The following is a 16,633-nucleotide window of genomic DNA, read 5'->3' as shown; positions in this document are numbered from 1 at the left end:
TTAGGAGAATAGTCATGGCCTATAGCGATAAAGTAATTGATCACTATGAGCACCCCCGCAATGTCGGCCGCCTGGATGACAAGGCGGACAATGTGGGTACCGGTATGGTGGGTGCGCCCGCCTGCGGGGACGTGATGCGCTTGCAGATCCAGGTGAGCGATGAAGGCGTCATCGAGGACGCCAAATTCAAGACTTATGGCTGCGGTTCCGCCATCGCTTCCAGTTCCCTGCTTACCGAATGGGTAAAGGGGAAAACCATTGATGAGGCGGAGCGGATCAAGAATACCGCCATCGCCGAAGAACTGGCCCTGCCGCCGGTGAAAATTCACTGCTCGGTACTGGCGGAGGATGCGATCAAAGCGGCCGTGCGCGATATCCGCGAAAAACGCGGAGGGGCAGCCGATGCGGGCGATGCAAAGGAATCCGCGGCAGGTTAAGTCTAGCGGGCCTGGTGCCCAACAGCAGTAAGGGTATTGTTTTGGCTATTACCATGACCGAGTCCGCTCGGGCCCATATCCAGAGCCAACTGGCCAAGCGCGGTAGGGGCATCGGTATCCGGGTGGGTGTAAAAACTGCCGGGTGCTCCGGTCTCGCGTACGTATTGGAATTTGTCGACTCCGCGCAAGCTGAAGATGTGGTGTTTGAACAGGATGGCACCATGCTGGTGGTGGACCCCAAAAGTTTGGTCTACCTCGATGGTACCCAGATGGATTTCGTGAAGGAAGGGCTGAACGAGGGCTTTACCTTTTCCAACCCCAATGTCAAAAACGCATGCGGCTGCGGCGAGAGTTTCCATGTCTGATTGGTTCCCTCCGAAGCGAGGCCGGGTGCATCGTGCACACCGGCCTTTTTATTTACCCCGCAAACACAGCCCGAGGGATCCTAGCCGCCTGATGTTAACGCCCGGTGCCAGGTAATCTGAGATGACAGCCAATCTCACCCATTTTGAGATATTCGGGCTGGAGCCTGTCTTTGCACTCGATCGCAGCGCTCTCACGGCGCGCTATCGCGAATTACAGCGGGAATTCCATCCGGACAAATACGCGTCCAAATCCGAGCGCGAACAGCTGCTGGCCGTTCAGATGGCTGCGCAGATCAATGAAGCTCATACGGTTTTGCAGGACCCGGTGCAGCGTGCGGCTTACCTGCTGGAATTGGCGGGTGTGGAAGTATCGCCGGAGCAGACCACAGCTGATGTTCATTTTCTGATGCAGCAAATGCAACTGCGCGAAAGACTCGAGGCAGTGTGCGAGCAGCCGGACCCCACAACCGCCCTGGAGGCGCTTGCCGAGGAGGTCGGTGAGCTCTACCGGGAAGCGCAGGCGCGTTTTGCCGAGGTATTTACCGCGGGCAATCTGGTCGAAGCCAAAGATTCCCTGCGCAAATTGCAGTTCCTGGTGAAATTGCAGGCGCAGGTGGAAATGCGCGAAGCAGACCTGTTTGACGATGACTGAACAATACCGCTGGGAGCCCTGGGGTTCAGCGCTGGCTGGGCCGCCGTAACGCCATCCTGAGGACAGAAGAGATAACTAATGGCACTACTGCAGATTTCCGAGCCGGGACAGAGCCCCGAACCCCATCAGCGCAAGCGTGCCGTGGGAATCGACCTGGGTACCACCAACTCGCTGGTGGCCACGGTGCGCGATGGCTCGGCAGAGGCCATCGCTGTTGAGGGTGACAGTGTGATACTGCCCTCGGCAGTGCATTACGGTAAAGACACTGTCACCGTTGGCGCCGTGGCGCGGGCCCGCGCTGCACAAGATCCCTACAATACCATTTTGTCGGTCAAACGCCTGATGGGACGTGGCGTTGAGGATATCCGCCGTCTCGGCGAGCAGCTGCCTTATCATTTTGCCGGCGGTGATGGCGGTATGCCCATTATCGAAACCGCTGCCGGTCCGGTGAACCCGGTACAGGTTTCCGCGCAAATTCTCAAGACATTGGCCCTGCGCGGCCGCGAGGCACTCTGTGGCAGAGAGGGAGGCGAGCTGGATGGCGCGGTCATTACCGTGCCTGCCTACTTCGATGACGCCCAGCGCCAGGCCACCAAGGACGCGGCCAAACTGGCCGGGCTCAAGGTATTGCGCCTGCTCAACGAGCCCACCGCCGCCGCTGTGGCCTACGGCCTCGACCAGGGCGAGGAGGGGGTGATCGCGGTCTACGACCTGGGCGGAGGCACCTTTGATATTTCCATCCTGCGCCTGTCCCGAGGTGTCTTTGAAGTGATGTCCACCGGCGGTGACACCGCCCTGGGCGGCGACGATTTTGATCGCTGCATTGCCACCTGGATCGCAGGGCAGGCAGGCCTGGGCGCCGACCTGGATGCCGCCGCCCAGCGCGGGCTGCTGGACATTGCCTGCCATGCCAAGGAGTCACTGGCCAATAGCACGCAGGTAGAACTGCACTACGGGAATTGGCGAGGTGTATTGGATCGGGTCATCCTGGCAGAGTTGCTGGACCCGCTGATCGACAAGACCCTTCGCGCCTGTAAGCGGGCCCTGCGGGATGCCGATATCGGTGTGGATGCCGTGCAGGAAGTGGTGCTGGTCGGTGGTTCAAGCCGTACCCTGCGGGTGCGTGAGCGCGTAGAACAGTACTTTGGTCGCCCCCCGCATGCAGCGCTTGATCCGGACCAGGTGGTTGCCATTGGCGCGGCACTGCAGGCGGATGTTCTGGTGGGCAATAAATCCAGTGAAGCGCTGTTGCTGCTGGATGTCATCCCCCTGTCTCTCGGTATTGAGACCATGGGTGGGCTCACTGAGAAGCTGATTGCGCGCAATACCACCATCCCTGTCTCCAAGGCCCAGGAGTTCACCACCTTCAAGGATGGCCAGACCGCCATGGCCATCCATGTGGTGCAGGGTGAGCGTGAGTTGGTCAGCCACTGTCGTTCGCTGGCGCGTTTCGAATTGCGGGGTATTCCCCCCATGGTCGCGGGCGCCGCCCATATACGGGTGACCTTTCAGGTGGATGCGGACGGCCTGCTGTCGGTCAATGCCGTGGAAAAAAGCAGCGGTGTCAGCGCGGAGATTACTGTCAAGCCCTCCTATGGACTGGAGGACAAGGTCATTGCGCGCATGCTGCAGGAGTCCTATACCCACGCCGCTGAGGATGTTGCTCAGCGCGCCCTGCGCGAGGCTCAGGTGGAAGCGGAGCGCACGCTGGAAAGCCTGCTGGTTGCCCTGCGTGAAAATGGGGCCCAACTGCTGGAAAAAAGCGAACTCAACCAGCTCGAAGGCGCCATGGAAGCATTGCGCCAGGCCCATAACAGTGCTGACGCGACAGAGATTCGCCGGTGTATGGAAACCCTGAATACCCTGTCGGAGCCTTTCGCTACGCGGCGTATGGACGCCTCGATCAGGCGCGCCATGCAGGGCCACAGATTGGACGAATTTGATCAATAAGTCGCAGAGTGCAGCCAGCGCTACCCGCTGCTGCCAAGTCTACCCGGTTTTGCCGGATTGAGGCCTCAGAGAGTTATTACCCCATGCCGAAGATTGTTTTTTTACCGCACGCCGATATCTGCCCTGAGGGCAAGGTGGTGGAAGTGGCCAGCGGTGTCAGTGTTATCGATGCCGCGCTGGCCAATGGTATAGAGATTGAGCACGCCTGCGAGAAGGCCTGTGCCTGCACTACTTGCCATGTGATTGTACGGGAAGGCTTTGACTCCCTAGAGGAGCCCGATGAATTGGAGGAGGACCTGCTGGACAAGGCCTGGGGCCTGGAGCCGGAATCACGCCTGTCCTGCCAGGCGATTGTCGAGGAGGAAGACCTGGTGGTGGAGATTCCGAAATACACCATCAACCAGGTTTCGGAAAAGCACTGACTAGCCGGGATAGTGAGGCAGCAAATCTTATGAAGTGGACAGATATTCACGACATTGCCATTGAACTCAGCGACGCGCACAGTGAGGTTGATCCACTTGCGGTCAATTTTGTTGACCTGCGCCAGTGGGTTATGCAGCTCCCCGATTTTGACGACGATCCGAAACGTTGTGGAGAGAAGATTCTGGAGGCAATACAGGCTGCCTGGATCGAAGAGCGGGATTAGATTGTCAGCGGCGGTGTTGGTTTGGAGTATAAAAGTCGATCAATACCCCGTATAATCCGCCCGCCGTAAAATGCGGCGACAAAACATTGCGTACCCACCCGGTGGGTATAGAAGGAATACCAGGGAAGAGCAACTGTGCAGGTTGCTCTTTCTATATGTAAGTTCAGTTACGATAACAAAATTTGGAGATAACCATGGCCCAGGAGCGCACTCTTTCCATTATCAAACCGGACGCTGTAGCCAAGAATGCTATCGGTGAAATTGAGAGCCGATTTGAGAAAGCCGGTCTGAGCATCGTTGCCATGAAAATGCTACAGCTGTCCCGCGAGCAAGCCGAAGGTTTTTATGCTGAGCACAAAGAGCGCCCGTTTTTCAGAGATCTGGTCGATTTCATGACTTCCGGCCCGGTGGTTGTTCAGGTTCTGGAAGGGGAAAATGCCATCCTCGCCAACCGCGAGCTGATGGGCGCTACCAACCCCAGGGAAGCCGCTGTCGGCACTATCCGCGCCGACTTTGCAGAGAGCATTGATGCCAATGCGGTGCATGGCTCGGATTCTGCAGAGTCCGCAATCCGTGAAGTAGACTATTTCTTCCGTGGAGACGAAATCTGCCCGCGCGCCTGATAGGCGCAAAGCAACCGCACCGGCTCGCCCGGGCCGGTGCGGTGCGTATCCGAGGTGAATGCAATGACCCCAGCGCAAACCGAGAAAACCAACCTGCTCGGCCTCTCCGTCGAAAAACTGGCGGCATTCTTTGAGACCCTGGGTGAAAAGCGCTTCCGCGCCGTCCAGGTGGTGAAGTGGATTCACCAGAACGGTGTGAATGATTTTGCTGAGATGACCAATGTCAGCAAGAACCTGCGACGGAAGCTGACAGAAGTAGCCGAAATCCGTGCACCGGAAGTGCTGGGTCAGTGGGACTCCGCGGATGGCACACGCAAATGGCTGATAAGGGCTGGCAGTGGCAGTGCCATTGAGACCGTTTTTATTCCCGATGGTGACCGCGGTACCCTCTGTGTTTCTTCACAGGTGGGCTGCTCTCTGGATTGCAGTTTCTGTGCCACCGGCAAGCAGGGTTTTAACCGCGATTTGAGTGCGGCGGAAATCATCGGCCAGGTGTGGTTGGCCTGTCAGTCTTTCGGCCAGTTGCAACCGAAAGGACCGCGCAAGGTCACCAATGTCGTGATGATGGGTATGGGCGAGCCGTTGCTCAATTTCGACAATGTTGTCGATGCCATGAACCTGATGATGGAAGACAATGCCTACGGAATTTCCAAGCGCCGCGTGACCCTATCCACCTCCGGTGTGGTGCCGGCGCTGGATCGCTTGGCGGATGTCACCGATGTCAGTCTGGCGATTTCCCTGCACGCGCCTACCGATGCATTGCGAGATACCCTGGTACCGATCAATAAAAAGTACCCCATTGCCACCCTGCTGGATTCCGCCAAGCGCTATATCGAGCGCATGCCGGATACCCATCGTAAAATGACCATCGAATACACGTTGATACGCGAGGTCAACGATCGCCCCGAACACGCGCAACAGTTGGCTGAACTGCTGCGCGATATACCGGTTAAAATCAACCTGATTCCCTTCAATCCGTTTGAACTGTCCGGCTATCAACGTGTCAGTAACAATGCTTTGCGACGCTTTCAACAGATTTTGCTGGATAAAGGCTTTACTGTAACGGTGCGCACAACCCGCGGTGATGATATCGATGCGGCCTGTGGTCAGCTGGCCGGCAGTGTGAATGACCGCACCCGCCGCGCCGAGCGTTATCGGGATGCCGAGCGGCCGGTACGCTTGCTGGGTTGACCGCCGGGGTGATCAGGCTGGCTTTCCCGATCTGTTTGACTCGTACCCCTGAGCAGGGTGTGCAGGGTGCAGAGCGTCTCTTTCCGGGCATGTGCTGACCCGTGATTTTGCTGTATCGGGCCAACAGCACCCATACATGAATCTCATTGCTTTGCGCATAAAAAACGAATCTATACTGCCGGGTCTGTTGGGTATCCAGTGGCATACCTGAATCCTATACCCCCGGTTTGATGGTAGAGTGTCCCACCCGCTGGAAAGAGGCATACAATTCCCCCTCTTGATGGTGTGGGCAGGGCCAATACAGGACGGAATTGCTATGGCATTGTGCCCCAAGCCCCGTGTCGCAGCCATCCGGTGATCCCGATTGCGGAGTTCACCATGGAACTCAAAGGGTACAGGGCTGCAATTGACAGGGCTTTGCGGCAGTATAGTGAGGGAACGGGTTGGTATGGGGACCCACCTAGGCTGGCCGGAGGCCAAAACAGCGCGCCGGTATGAAGGCAGGCGCAGGGGCTTGGACCATAGGCTGACGAAGCGGGGCAGGGTGTGCGGCCAGTGTTGAACGTGTCGGTATCTTCGGCCCTGCGGTGCAGGTGCCCAATCGGCACCTGCCGAACTGGTCAGTCGGAAAAATGAAGAATAAATCCATAGGTGATGTTGTGTTCGCTAACCCCCTTGGCCTGCCTTTGGCAGGGCTGTTTTTGGCCGCGCTGCTAAGTGGCTGTGTCACAACCGGGCTGCCGGAGCCCCGGGAAGCCAACCTTGAGAGGGCGCTGGAGACGCATGTTCAGTTGGGGTTGCGCTATTTACGCAGTGGAAAGAACCGCGAACTGGCCCGGCACCACTTCAACAAGGCATTGGATTTGGGGGACAAAAACCCCCTGGCCCATCACGGCCTGGCCCTACTGTATCAGGCGGATGGCGAATTGACGGTGGCCGAGTCCCACTTTAAAAAAGCGCTGCGCTATAGCGAGAACTTTCCCATGGCGCGCACCAATTACGGGGTGTTTCTGTATCAACAGGCGCGTTACAAGGAGGCCCTGAAGCAGTTTCGCTACGCCGCAAGCGATCTGAGCTATAACCGCCGGTTCTTCGCTCTGGTGAATTACGGTCGCACTGCGCGTCGTTTGGGGATGGTTGAAGAGGCCGAGAGTGCCTATGGGCGAGCGCTGGCTTTGAATGCCGACATGCCCGGGGCACTACTGGAAATGGCGGAGCTGAGGTTTGAAGCTGGTGATTACGCTTCCGCCAAGCGGTACCTGGACCGGTATAGCGAGAGCAACCGCCAGATACCCCAGTCCCTCTGGCTGGGCATCCGCATTGAGAAGCAGTTTGGCAACCGGGACAAGGAGCGCAGTTACGCGCTTGCCTTGAAGAATCTGTATCCGTACTCTGCGGAGACACTGAAATATCAGGAGTTGAGTGGTAATGACGGATAGCAGTTCCCCGCACTGCGACAGCGGCGACGCCGCGCCCAGTGCACAAAAGCCCCCCATCTCCCCCGGTAATCTGCTGCGCACAGCGCGCGAGGCCGCCGGTCTGTCCCGCAGGGAACTTTCCCAGCGCCTGTGTATTATCGATAACGCGTTGGAGTATTTAGAGGAAGACCTTTATCAGCGCCAACCGGAAATGGTTTATGCGCGGGGCTATATTCGCAATATCTGCCGGGAGCTGAGCATCCCCTCTGAACCGGTGCTGGCGGCCTATGAAGCCTGCCGCCCACAACCGGAAGCGCGCACCGAGGTCCGGCACCTGGAGAGGACCCATGCCCTGCGCCCGGCGCGCAGGCGTACGCAGGGGTTGTTGGCACTGTTGCCCCTGCTGGCTGCAGGGGGTATTTTTTGGTGGCTGTACGGTGGCCCGGTGTCGATTCCGCAAGTGCGGATAATGGCATCACTGACGGAAGGAGAGGGGGTCCCCTCGCCATCCGGGGAAGTTGCCCAAACAGAAGCTCTGGAACAGGCCGTGGGTGCGGCGCCTCAGTCGGGCCCTACCCAAGACAGGGTCGATCACGGGAACACCGCGGCGGTTTCCAAGCCCCCGACCCCGCAAACCGATCTTCCCCAGGCTGGGGAATCAGCGCCGGCCCCGTCCGAATTAACGGCGCTGGACAGGTCACTGCAGGGGGCCCTGCGTCTCCGTTTCGATGAGGATGCCTGGATTGAAGTCAAGGATGCCGGCGGTGTTGTACTGCTGGCGGGTGTTCAGGAGGCCGGCACTACCAAGTTTCTTGACGGCCGCGCGCCGTTCGAGTTGATGCTCGGCAATGCGCGCGCAACCCACGTTGTCTACCGGGAGAGAACCGTCGATAGCGACCCGGTCGGCAACCGCCGCACACGCCGCCTTATCGTCGGCAATTGAGGTGGTCGCTCCGATACGACTGGGGCCTCTGTAGGTTTGCGCCCAATCTCTCTATAATTCTTCCTCAATTTTCAGCAGCAATACCCTTGGGTCAGCGCTATGCAATTCGAGTCTTCCATTGTCCGCCGCAAGTCGCGCCAGATCATGGTGGGTAATGTGCCCGTCGGTGGTGATGCCCCGGTCTCGGTGCAGAGTATGACCAACACCGAAACCTGTGATGTGGCGGCCACTGTGGCGCAGATACAGCGCCTGGAGCGGGCCGGTGCCGATATCGTACGGGTGTCGGTGCCCAGCATGGATGCCGCTGAAGCCTTCGGAGCCATCAGGAGGCGGGTCAATGTACCGCTGGTCGCGGATATCCATTTCGACTACCGCATCGCCCTGCGGGTGGCCGACCTGGGTGTGGACTGCCTGCGCATCAACCCCGGCAATATTGGTCGCGAAAAACGCATCCGCGCGGTGGTGGACAAGGCACGCGATCTGAATATCCCCATTCGCATCGGTGTCAATGCGGGCTCTCTGGAAAAAGACCTGCAAAAAAAATACCGCGAACCCACGCCCGATGCGCTAGTGGAATCCGCCCTGCGCCACGTTGAGATCCTGGACAGCTTGGATTTCCAGCATTTCAAGGTGAGTGTCAAGGCTTCGGATATCTTTATGGCCACGGCTGCCTACCGCAAACTGGCGCGGCAAATTGAACAGCCGCTGCACTTGGGGATCACCGAAGCCGGCGGTCTGCGAGCGGGCACGGTGAAATCCGCCATCGGCCTCGGTGCCCTGCTGCTCGACGGTATCGGCGATACCCTGCGGGTATCTCTGGCTGCAGACCCGGTGGAAGAGGTCAAGGTGGGCTGGGACCTGCTCAAAAGCCTGCGCCTGCGCACCAGGGGCATTAACTTTATCGCCTGTCCCAGTTGCTCACGCCAGAATTTCGATGTGGTGAAAACCATGAACGAGCTGGAGACGCGTTTAGAGGATGTCACCACTGCGCTGGATGTGGCGGTGATCGGCTGTATTGTCAATGGACCCGGCGAAGCCAAGGAGGCGGACATCGGTCTCGCCGGCGGCACTCCAAGTCACGCGATTTACGTCGACGGGCAGCCGGATCGAAAATTCAAGAGTGAAACCCTGGTGGATGATCTGGAGCGCCTGATCCGCGACAAAGCTGCAGTCAAGGCCGAGCGCGAGGCGGATATTATCGCCAGGTCGCAAGAGTCCCTGGCGACTGCGAAATACTGACAATTATTCGAGATCACAGTAAGGAACGGTATTGAAACAGCTTCGCGCAATACGCGGAATGAACGACCTGCTGCCGGAGCAGTCTCCGGCCTGGCAGTATGTGGAGGCTACACTCAGCGAACTCTTAGCCCGCTACGGCTACCGGGAAATCCGCACCCCTTACCTGGAGGCCACGCAATTGTTCAGCCGCGCCGTGGGTGAGGCCACGGATATTGTCGAGAAGGAAATGTATACCTTCGATGACAAGAGTGGCGACAGCGTAACCCTGCGCCCGGAGGGCACCGCGGGCACCGTGCGCGCGGCTATTCAGCACAACCTGCTGACCCAGCCCCAGCGTCTGTGGTACTTCGGCCCTATGTTTCGCTACGAGCGCCCGCAAAAGGGCCGCCTGCGCCAGTTTCACCAGTTCGGTGTCGAGGTGTTTGGCCTCGAAGGGCCGGATATCGATGCGGAAATCCTGATCATGACCGCGCGGTTGTGGCGCCAGTTGGGTATCAGCGAGCATATCACCCTGCAGCTGAACTCCCTGGGAAATGCCGCCAGCCGTGTCGCCTACCGCAATGCGCTGGTGGGATACCTGAGCGAGCACCGCGCGCAGCTCGACGAGGACAGCCAGCGTCGCCTGGAGCGCAACCCGCTGCGAATTCTTGACAGTAAGAGTGCCCAAACCCAGGAACTGTTGACAAACGCACCCTGTCTACTGGATTTCCTCGACGAGGAATCCACCGTGCACTTGACCCGGCTGCGTGAACTGCTGGATGCTGCACAGGTGAGATATGAGATCAACCCGGCCCTGGTGCGTGGCCTCGACTATTACGGCAAGACCGTGTTCGAATGGGTAACTGGCAGTCTCGGCGCTCAGGGTACCGTCTGCGCCGGCGGTCGCTACGATGGCCTGGTAGAGCAGATGGGCGGCAAACCTACGCCAGCGGTTGGCTTTGGCCTCGGTGTTGAGCGCCTGGTGCTGATGCTGGAAGCCCTGGGAGGGTTGCCGAAAACCCTGGCTCAGCAGGTGGACGCCTACCTGGTGGCAGTGGGTGATGTACAATCGGCCGCCCTGGCTGCGGCAGAGAAACTGCGCGATGAGTTGCCCTGGCTGCGCCTGCAAGCCCATTGTGGTGGCGGCAGCTTTAAGAGCCAGATGAAGAAGGCCGATAAAAGTAGTGCCAATTTCGCACTTATTATTGGCGAGGATGAGGCTGCAAATGGTCAGATCACAGTGAAATTCCTGCGCTCCGACCGGCCGCAACAAACCCTTGCGCCGGGGGCCCTGGTGGCCCTGCTACGGGGCTGAAGTAAGCAAAAGAGCGGCGGTAGCTCCCGCCCGGAAAGTGAAAAACAACGGGAAAGGCAAATTACTCAATGGCTGAGCATCTTACCGAACAAGAACAAATCGAAACACTGAAACGCTGGTGGGCGGAGAACGGCAGGGGCATTGTAACCGGTGTGGCCCTGGCTCTGGCCGGTTACTTTGGCTACCAGTGGTGGCAGGGAGATCAGCGCGCCAAAGCGGAAGCGGCCTCAGATCTGTACCAGAGTTTTGTGGAAGCCGTTTCCGCCAACAATAACCAGCCGGATAACAAACAGCTGACGACTGCAAAGACACTAGCCGATCAATTGAGGAACGATTTTGCCAGTCGCATTTACGCCAGCCAGGCCTCTCTGCGCCTGGCCGCGATTGCCGCCGACAGCAACGATCTGGAAGCTGCGCAGCAACAGTTGCAATGGGTGCTCGACAACACCGATGAAACGGCATTGCAGCTGCTGGCCAAGCGCCGTCTCGCTGCGGTTGTGGCTGCGCGGGGCAACCCGGATGAGGCCCTGAAACTGGTCGCGGGTACAGTGCCCCCGGCCTTTGCCGCACTCTACGCCGAAACCCGCGGCGACATCCTGAAGCAGCAGGGCGATGATGCTGGCGCCCGTGCCGCTTACGAACAGGCGTTGGCCGAACTGTTACCGGAGCAGGCTGGCAGCGCCCAGCTCCTGCGCCTCAAGGCCGATAGCCTCGCGGCCGCCAGCGGCGATGGCGTGCCGCAAGAGGCGTCAAGTGAGCCAACATCAGGGGGAGAGGATTGATGGGATTTTTGAAACACTCTGCGCGACGCACAGTGATTGTCGCCCTGGCAATCACTCTGGGCGCCTGCGCCTCCAACGATGAGAAGGAAGAGGTCGAGCCGCTCGAGTTGGTGGAAATTACCTCCACTGCGGCGCTGCGCGAAGTCTGGTCTGCGGATGTGGGCAGCATTGATGCGAAGCGCTACGCCATGCTGCAGCCGAGTCTGTCCGATGACAGGTTGGTGGCTGCCAGCAGCGATGGCGAAGTCACCGCATTCGATCGCAACACCGGCAGAACACTTTGGGAAACCGATCTGGATGTGGAGTTAAGCGGTGGTGTGGGCGCCGGCCTCGGTATCGCGGTGGTGTCGGACTATCGCGGTCGCGCTGTGGCCCTGGATTTGAACAGCGGCAGCAAGCTGTGGAATTACCAGGTATCCGGCGAGGTTGTGTCCGCACCGGCTGTGGGCTCGGGCGTGGTGGTGCTGCAAACCGTGGACGGCAAACTGGTTGGGTTGGATGCCGGCAGTGGAGAAGAACTCTGGAGTTACAATACCAGTCTGCCGGTATTGACCCTGCGCGGTACGGCGGCGCCTGTAATCAGTGGCGGTATGGTAATCGCCGGGCTCGACAACGGCAAACTGATTGCGCTGGATGCTCGCGATGGCATTCCCCGCTGGGAGCAACGCGTTGCCATCCCGCAGGGTTCTGCGGAACTGGAGCGGGTTGTGGATATTGACGGTTCTCCGGTGGTGCGCGGCGATCTGGTCTTCGCGGCCAGTTACCAGGGGCGTGTTGTGGCCCTGTCCCGAGAGGACGGCCGTGGCCTCTGGGCCCGCGGTGCTTCCACCCACCACGCAGTGGCAGTGGGCGGTGGCCACGTGTATCTCAGTGGTGCCTCCGGCAGTGTCTACGCCTACAATGTGGGCAATGGCCAGATCGACTGGAACAACGACGAGCTGTTGCGCCGCGAGCTGAGTGGCCCGGTGTATTTTGAGGATGTTGTAGTTGTTGGAGACCTGGAGGGCTACCTGCACCTGCTGGATCCCGATACCGGCCGGTTTATCGGTCGGGAGCGGGTGGATGGTGACCCGATACGTATTCCCATGCTGGTGGACAGCGAATTGCTGTTTGTCCTGTCGGACGACGGCAAGCTGGTTGCCCTGCGTTTCTCGCGGAGTTAGTTCCCTGCCAAATGGTGGTGGCCAAGAGCGGTTTGCCATTAAAGCCGGTGTTTGAAGAAGCGACTTGCCGGCAGTGTGTATTGATATCGCCCGCCCTGTGCGGGCGATTGTATTTATTGGGCCAAAGCCAGAATCTGTATGTTGCCAGTAATCGCCCTGGTCGGGCGCCCCAATGTGGGCAAGTCCACACTGTTTAACCGCCTAACAGGGCGTCGCGACGCCCTGGTGGCCAACCACGCAGGCCTCACCCGTGACCGCAAATACGGCGAAGCGGAAATCGATGGACATAAGCTGCTTGTTGTCGATACCGGTGGTATTAGCGGAGGGGAAGCGGGAATTGATGCCGTGATGGCGCAACAGTCCATGCAGGCCATTGAGGAGGCGGATATTGTGCTTTTCCTGGTGGATAGCCACGCAGGCCTCACACCGGCGGACGCAATGATTGCAGATCAGCTGCGCATCCGCTCCAAGCCCACCTATCTGGTCGCCAACAAGGTCGATGGAGTCAATCCGGATATTGCCCTGGCGCCTTTTTACGAGTTGGGCATTGGGGACGTTTTTCCCACCACGGCGACACAGGGGCGCGGTGTGCGCACCCTGATGCGGCGCGTGCTGGAAGACCTGCCTGAGCCACTTGAAATCGGTCAGGCTGAAGGGGCCACGGGTATCAAGATCGCCATCGTCGGGCGTCCCAATGTGGGTAAATCCACTTTGGTGAACCGCCTTTTGGGCGAGGATCGTGTGGTGGTCTACGACCAGCCCGGTACCACCCGTGACAGTGTCTATATCAACTATGAACGCAATGAAAACCCCTATACCCTGATTGATACTGCCGGCGTTCGTCGCCGCAAGAATATCAAGGAATCGGTGGAAAAGTTTTCCATCGTCAAAACCCTGCAAGCCGTGGAAGACGCCAATGTGGTGGTACTGGTGATCGATGCCCGCGAGGGGCTGGTGGATCAGGATATGCATCTGATGGGGACTGTGATCCAGGCCGGTCGAGCCCTGGTGGTGGCCCTGAACAAATGGGACGGGTTGGAGACAGACCATCGCGATTATGTGAAGACGGAACTGGAGCGCCGCCTGCGCTTTGTGGAATTTGCCGATGTACACTTTATTTCGGCTCTGCACGGTACCGGTGTGGGGCATCTGTATGAATCCATTGAGGCCGCCTACCAGAGTGCAACGGACAAACTGTCCACCAATCAGCTTACGCGGATATTGCGCTGGGCGGTAACCGAGCACCAGCCCCCGCTGGTCAATGGCCACCGTATCAAACTGCGCTATGCCCATGCCGGTGGGCAGAACCCTCCGGTGATCGTGGTCCACGGCAATCAGACGGAGCAGGTGCCCGCCCATTATGTGCGCTATCTGGAAAAGACTTTCCGCAAGTCCCTGAGGCTGCAAGGGACGCCGGTAAAGGTTGAATTCCGTACTGGTGACAACCCCTATGCTGGCAAAAAAAATAAACTGACCCACAGACAGAAGGCCAAGAAGCGCCGCTTGATGAAGTTTGTGAAAAAGAAAAAATAAACCGGTATGGTTAATGCCGTTGCGGGTAACAGCATGGGTGCAGTACGCAACTGGGAGTGCGACCGTTCTTGGCTAAAGGATTCCGGCAATACTGCCCGGTATGGGTATATTACCGGTTACTATCGTTGCAATGGATCCCGCGTGAGGCGGGTACCAGGGAAGACACCACAAGGAGAAGGCGATGCTGGAGCTCACTAACCCCGCGCTACTGCGCACCCAGTCCTATATCAACGGACAGTGGATCAATGCGGATTCCGGTGCAACTTTCGAGGTCACCGACCCGGCTACCGGCAAGGTAGTGGCTGCTGTCTCCGACCTGGGTGCGGATGAGACTCGCCGTGCGATTGAGGCTGCGGCCGCTGCCTGGCCCGCCTGGCGGGATACCCCGGTCAAAGAGCGGGCAAAAATCCTGCGCCGCTGGTACGACCTGGTGATTGCCAACACGGATGACCTGGCCAGGATTCTTACCGCAGAACAGGGCAAGCCGCTATCCGAAGCAAAAACGGAAATTGTCTACAGCGCCAGTTATATCGAGTGGTTTTCCGAAGAGGCCAAGCGTGCCTACGGGGATGTGATAGCCCCGCCTGCCCGTGACCGCCGTATTGTGGTAATCAAACAGCCGGTAGGAGTCACCTGCTCTATAACGCCGTGGAATTTCCCCTGTGCCATGATTGCCCGCAAGATGGCACCGGCCCTCGCCGCCGGTTGTCCCTTTATCGCGAAGCCCGCCCAGGAGACACCGCTTTCCGCTCTGGCGCTGGCGGTACTGGCGGAGGAAGCAGGCATTCCCGCGGGCATCTTCAATATTGTGGCGGGTGAAAATGCCCCCGCCATCGGCGCCGAGATGACCTCGAATCCGCTGGTGCGCAAATTCACCTTTACCGGTTCTACTGCGGTGGGCAAGCTGTTGCAGGCCCAATGTGCGCAAACCATGAAGAAAACCTCAATGGAACTGGGGGGGAATGCGCCATTCATTGTCTTCGACGATGCGCAGTTGGACGAGGCGGTGAAGGGGGCAATCATCTCCAAGTACCGCAATGCTGGCCAAACCTGTGTGTGCGCGAACCGGATTTTGGTGCAAGAGGGTGTTTACGAGGCATTTGCCAGTCAATTTACAGCAGCCGTAAAGAATCTTACATTGGGTAATGGCTTTGACGGGCATACCGATCTCGGCCCAATGATTACTGCCAAGGCGGTCAACAAAGTGGAGTCACTGGTGGAGGATGCGCTGCAAAAGGGGGCTCAGGCACTGGTCGCCGGTGGTCCCAGCAGTCTGGGTGACTGCTTTTATGCCCCGGTGGTGCTCGGTGATGTCACCGATCAGATGAATTTGTTCACGGAAGAAATTTTTGGGCCTGTCGCCCCTCTGTACAAGTTCTCCACCGAAGAGGAAGCGGTGCGCATGGCGAATGATTCGAAGTTTGGCCTCGCTTCTTACTTCTACTCCCGCGATATTGGCCGTATCTCTCGTGTTGCCGAGGGGCTGGAATATGGCATGGTGGGCATCAACGAAGGGATTATCTCCAATGAGATGGCCCCATTTGGCGGAGTGAAGGAGTCCGGTCAGGGGCGCGAGGGTTCCAAATACGGGATTGGCGATTATTTGGAAATCAAGTATCTCTGTCTCGGTGGCATCGATAAATGAGCGCTATAAGGGGTTAAAATAGCCGCCCTGAAATCTATGCTTTGGACTGTCTATGATTGTTGAGCCCATTGCACGGGTGCATTCCTGTTTCGGTGAAAAGTTTGGTGTTCCCCGGCAGCCCCGGCTCGCCAGTGCCAGCCGAGCAAGTATTGAACTGCTGCCGCCGGTCAATGTGGCGGAGGCGGTGGCGGGGCTGGAGGCAAACAGCCATATCTGGGTGGTTTTCCAGTTCCACTGCGGGGCCGGGCGCTGGTCCCCCAAAGTGCGCCCGCCACGTCTCGGCGGCAACAGGAAACTCGGGGTACTGGCCACCCGATCACCCTTTCGCCCCAACCATATCGGCCTTTCGGTAGTGCGCCTGATGGAAGTGCGCACTGTTCCGAAAGTGGAATTGATCATCGCCGGTGTCGATTTGGTAGACGGTACGCCTGTGGTGGATATCAAGCCCTATATCCCCTATGCCGATGCCGTGGTTGAGGCCCGGAGCACTTTTGCAGATTCAGCACCGGCACTGACACCGGTTACTATTCCCGAACATATTCTGGCCCAGGCGCGGGCTTACCGAGATGACTGGGGAACCGATCTCTCGCGTTTGATCGCGCAGGTACTGGCACAGGATCCAAGACCGGCATACCAACAATCGGAGCCAGGGCGGCTCTATGGAATGAAACTGTGCAATTTCAATTTGTGCTGGCACTATACCGAGCAGGGGATAGAGGTGGTATCCCTGACTGAATTGTGACTGCCCGCTT

17 protein-coding genes are annotated in these 16,633 nt (G+C 58.5%); all 17 read left to right on the top strand.

Features of this window, described 5'->3' with window-relative positions:
- Nucleotides 1-14 precede the first annotated feature (14 nt).
- The 17 genes from iscU to tsaA all read left to right on the top strand — a co-directional run bounded on the left by iscU (nucleotide 15) and on the right by tsaA (nucleotide 16,623).
- Nucleotides 15-437, top strand: coding sequence for a Fe-S cluster assembly scaffold IscU (gene iscU / locus M8T91_RS12545; RefSeq protein ID WP_301414504.1), 423 nt, complete (start codon nucleotides 15-17; stop codon nucleotides 435-437).
- 53 nt (nucleotides 438-490) lie between these two features.
- Complete coding sequence (gene iscA, locus M8T91_RS12540) at nucleotides 491-802, top strand: iron-sulfur cluster assembly protein IscA (protein ID WP_436970302.1); 312 nt, start codon at nucleotides 491-493, stop codon at nucleotides 800-802.
- A gap of 121 nt (nucleotides 803-923) precedes the next feature.
- Complete coding sequence (hscB, locus tag M8T91_RS12535; RefSeq protein ID WP_301414502.1) at nucleotides 924-1,454, top strand: Fe-S protein assembly co-chaperone HscB; 531 nt, start codon at nucleotides 924-926, stop codon at nucleotides 1,452-1,454.
- A 78-nt stretch (nucleotides 1,455-1,532) separates the two neighbouring features.
- Nucleotides 1,533-3,404 carry a Fe-S protein assembly chaperone HscA gene (hscA, locus tag M8T91_RS12530; RefSeq protein WP_301414501.1) on the top strand — a complete coding sequence of 624 codons (1,872 nt, stop codon included), beginning with the start codon at nucleotides 1,533-1,535 and terminating at the stop codon, nucleotides 3,402-3,404.
- Nucleotides 3,405-3,487: 83 nt separating this feature from the next.
- Nucleotides 3,488-3,826, top strand: coding sequence for an ISC system 2Fe-2S type ferredoxin (fdx, locus tag M8T91_RS12525; protein ID WP_301414500.1), 339 nt, complete (start codon nucleotides 3,488-3,490; stop codon nucleotides 3,824-3,826).
- A 29-nt stretch (nucleotides 3,827-3,855) separates the two neighbouring features.
- Complete coding sequence (gene iscX, locus M8T91_RS12520; protein ID WP_301414499.1) at nucleotides 3,856-4,050, top strand: Fe-S cluster assembly protein IscX; 195 nt, start codon at nucleotides 3,856-3,858, stop codon at nucleotides 4,048-4,050.
- 194 nt (nucleotides 4,051-4,244) lie between these two features.
- Nucleotides 4,245-4,673 (top strand): nucleoside-diphosphate kinase, encoded by a 429-nt coding sequence (gene ndk / locus M8T91_RS12515; protein ID WP_301414497.1) that lies wholly within the window; start codon nucleotides 4,245-4,247, stop codon nucleotides 4,671-4,673.
- 63 nt (nucleotides 4,674-4,736) lie between these two features.
- Nucleotides 4,737-5,864: a dual-specificity RNA methyltransferase RlmN gene (gene rlmN, locus M8T91_RS12510; protein ID WP_301414496.1), complete on the top strand. Its 1,128-nt coding sequence runs from the start codon at nucleotides 4,737-4,739 to the stop codon at nucleotides 5,862-5,864.
- A gap of 659 nt (nucleotides 5,865-6,523) precedes the next feature.
- Nucleotides 6,524-7,303: a type IV pilus biogenesis/stability protein PilW gene (pilW, locus tag M8T91_RS12505; RefSeq protein WP_301414494.1), complete on the top strand. Its 780-nt coding sequence runs from the start codon at nucleotides 6,524-6,526 to the stop codon at nucleotides 7,301-7,303.
- Nucleotides 7,293-8,225 (top strand): RodZ domain-containing protein, encoded by a 933-nt coding sequence (locus tag M8T91_RS12500; protein ID WP_301414492.1) that lies wholly within the window; start codon nucleotides 7,293-7,295, stop codon nucleotides 8,223-8,225. The genes pilW and M8T91_RS12500 overlap by 11 nt, the downstream gene beginning before the upstream one ends.
- A 99-nt stretch (nucleotides 8,226-8,324) precedes the next feature.
- Nucleotides 8,325-9,464, top strand: a complete 1,140-nt coding sequence (gene ispG, locus M8T91_RS12495; RefSeq protein ID WP_301414491.1) for a flavodoxin-dependent (E)-4-hydroxy-3-methylbut-2-enyl-diphosphate synthase — start codon at nucleotides 8,325-8,327, stop codon at nucleotides 9,462-9,464.
- Nucleotides 9,465-9,495: 31 nt separating this feature from the next.
- Nucleotides 9,496-10,758 carry a histidine--tRNA ligase gene (hisS, locus tag M8T91_RS12490; RefSeq protein ID WP_301414490.1) on the top strand — a complete coding sequence of 421 codons (1,263 nt, stop codon included), beginning with the start codon at nucleotides 9,496-9,498 and terminating at the stop codon, nucleotides 10,756-10,758.
- Between the two features lie 68 nt (nucleotides 10,759-10,826).
- Nucleotides 10,827-11,540: a YfgM family protein gene (locus M8T91_RS12485; protein WP_301414489.1), complete on the top strand. Its 714-nt coding sequence runs from the start codon at nucleotides 10,827-10,829 to the stop codon at nucleotides 11,538-11,540.
- Nucleotides 11,540-12,703: an outer membrane protein assembly factor BamB gene (bamB, locus tag M8T91_RS12480; protein ID WP_301414488.1), complete on the top strand. Its 1,164-nt coding sequence runs from the start codon at nucleotides 11,540-11,542 to the stop codon at nucleotides 12,701-12,703. The genes M8T91_RS12485 and bamB overlap by 1 nt, the downstream gene beginning before the upstream one ends.
- 138 nt (nucleotides 12,704-12,841) lie before the next feature.
- Entirely contained in the window at nucleotides 12,842-14,236 is a 1,395-nt protein-coding gene (der, locus tag M8T91_RS12475) for a ribosome biogenesis GTPase Der (protein WP_301414487.1), read from the top strand.
- 181 nt (nucleotides 14,237-14,417) lie between these two features.
- Nucleotides 14,418-15,881, top strand: a complete 1,464-nt coding sequence (locus M8T91_RS12470; RefSeq protein WP_301414486.1) for an NAD-dependent succinate-semialdehyde dehydrogenase — start codon at nucleotides 14,418-14,420, stop codon at nucleotides 15,879-15,881.
- Between the two features lie 52 nt (nucleotides 15,882-15,933).
- Nucleotides 15,934-16,623, top strand: a complete 690-nt coding sequence (gene tsaA, locus M8T91_RS12465; RefSeq protein WP_301414485.1) for a tRNA (N6-threonylcarbamoyladenosine(37)-N6)-methyltransferase TrmO — start codon at nucleotides 15,934-15,936, stop codon at nucleotides 16,621-16,623.
- Nucleotides 16,624-16,633 lie beyond the last annotated feature (10 nt).

This window comes from Microbulbifer sp. MI-G (assembly GCF_030440425.1).
Taxonomy (GTDB): domain Bacteria; phylum Pseudomonadota; class Gammaproteobacteria; order Pseudomonadales; family Cellvibrionaceae; genus Microbulbifer; species Microbulbifer spongiae.
This window is presented reverse-complemented; position numbering and strand designations above follow the sequence as displayed.

Coding starts and splice junctions, on each gene's coding strand:
- iscU (WP_301414504.1), top strand. CDS start 15: ATGGCCTATAGCGATAAAGTAATTGATCACTATGAGCACCCCCGCAAT.
- iscA (WP_436970302.1), top strand. CDS start 491: ATGACCGAGTCCGCTCGGGCCCATATCCAGAGCCAACTGGCCAAGCGC.
- hscB (WP_301414502.1), top strand. CDS start 924: ATGACAGCCAATCTCACCCATTTTGAGATATTCGGGCTGGAGCCTGTC.
- hscA (WP_301414501.1), top strand. CDS start 1,533: ATGGCACTACTGCAGATTTCCGAGCCGGGACAGAGCCCCGAACCCCAT.
- fdx (WP_301414500.1), top strand. CDS start 3,488: ATGCCGAAGATTGTTTTTTTACCGCACGCCGATATCTGCCCTGAGGGC.
- iscX (WP_301414499.1), top strand. CDS start 3,856: ATGAAGTGGACAGATATTCACGACATTGCCATTGAACTCAGCGACGCG.
- ndk (WP_301414497.1), top strand. CDS start 4,245: ATGGCCCAGGAGCGCACTCTTTCCATTATCAAACCGGACGCTGTAGCC.
- rlmN (WP_301414496.1), top strand. CDS start 4,737: ATGACCCCAGCGCAAACCGAGAAAACCAACCTGCTCGGCCTCTCCGTC.
- M8T91_RS12500 (WP_301414492.1), top strand. CDS start 7,293: ATGACGGATAGCAGTTCCCCGCACTGCGACAGCGGCGACGCCGCGCCC.
- ispG (WP_301414491.1), top strand. CDS start 8,325: ATGCAATTCGAGTCTTCCATTGTCCGCCGCAAGTCGCGCCAGATCATG.
- M8T91_RS12485 (WP_301414489.1), top strand. CDS start 10,827: ATGGCTGAGCATCTTACCGAACAAGAACAAATCGAAACACTGAAACGC.
- bamB (WP_301414488.1), top strand. CDS start 11,540: ATGGGATTTTTGAAACACTCTGCGCGACGCACAGTGATTGTCGCCCTG.
- der (WP_301414487.1), top strand. CDS start 12,842: ATGTTGCCAGTAATCGCCCTGGTCGGGCGCCCCAATGTGGGCAAGTCC.
- M8T91_RS12470 (WP_301414486.1), top strand. CDS start 14,418: ATGCTGGAGCTCACTAACCCCGCGCTACTGCGCACCCAGTCCTATATC.
- tsaA (WP_301414485.1), top strand. CDS start 15,934: ATGATTGTTGAGCCCATTGCACGGGTGCATTCCTGTTTCGGTGAAAAG.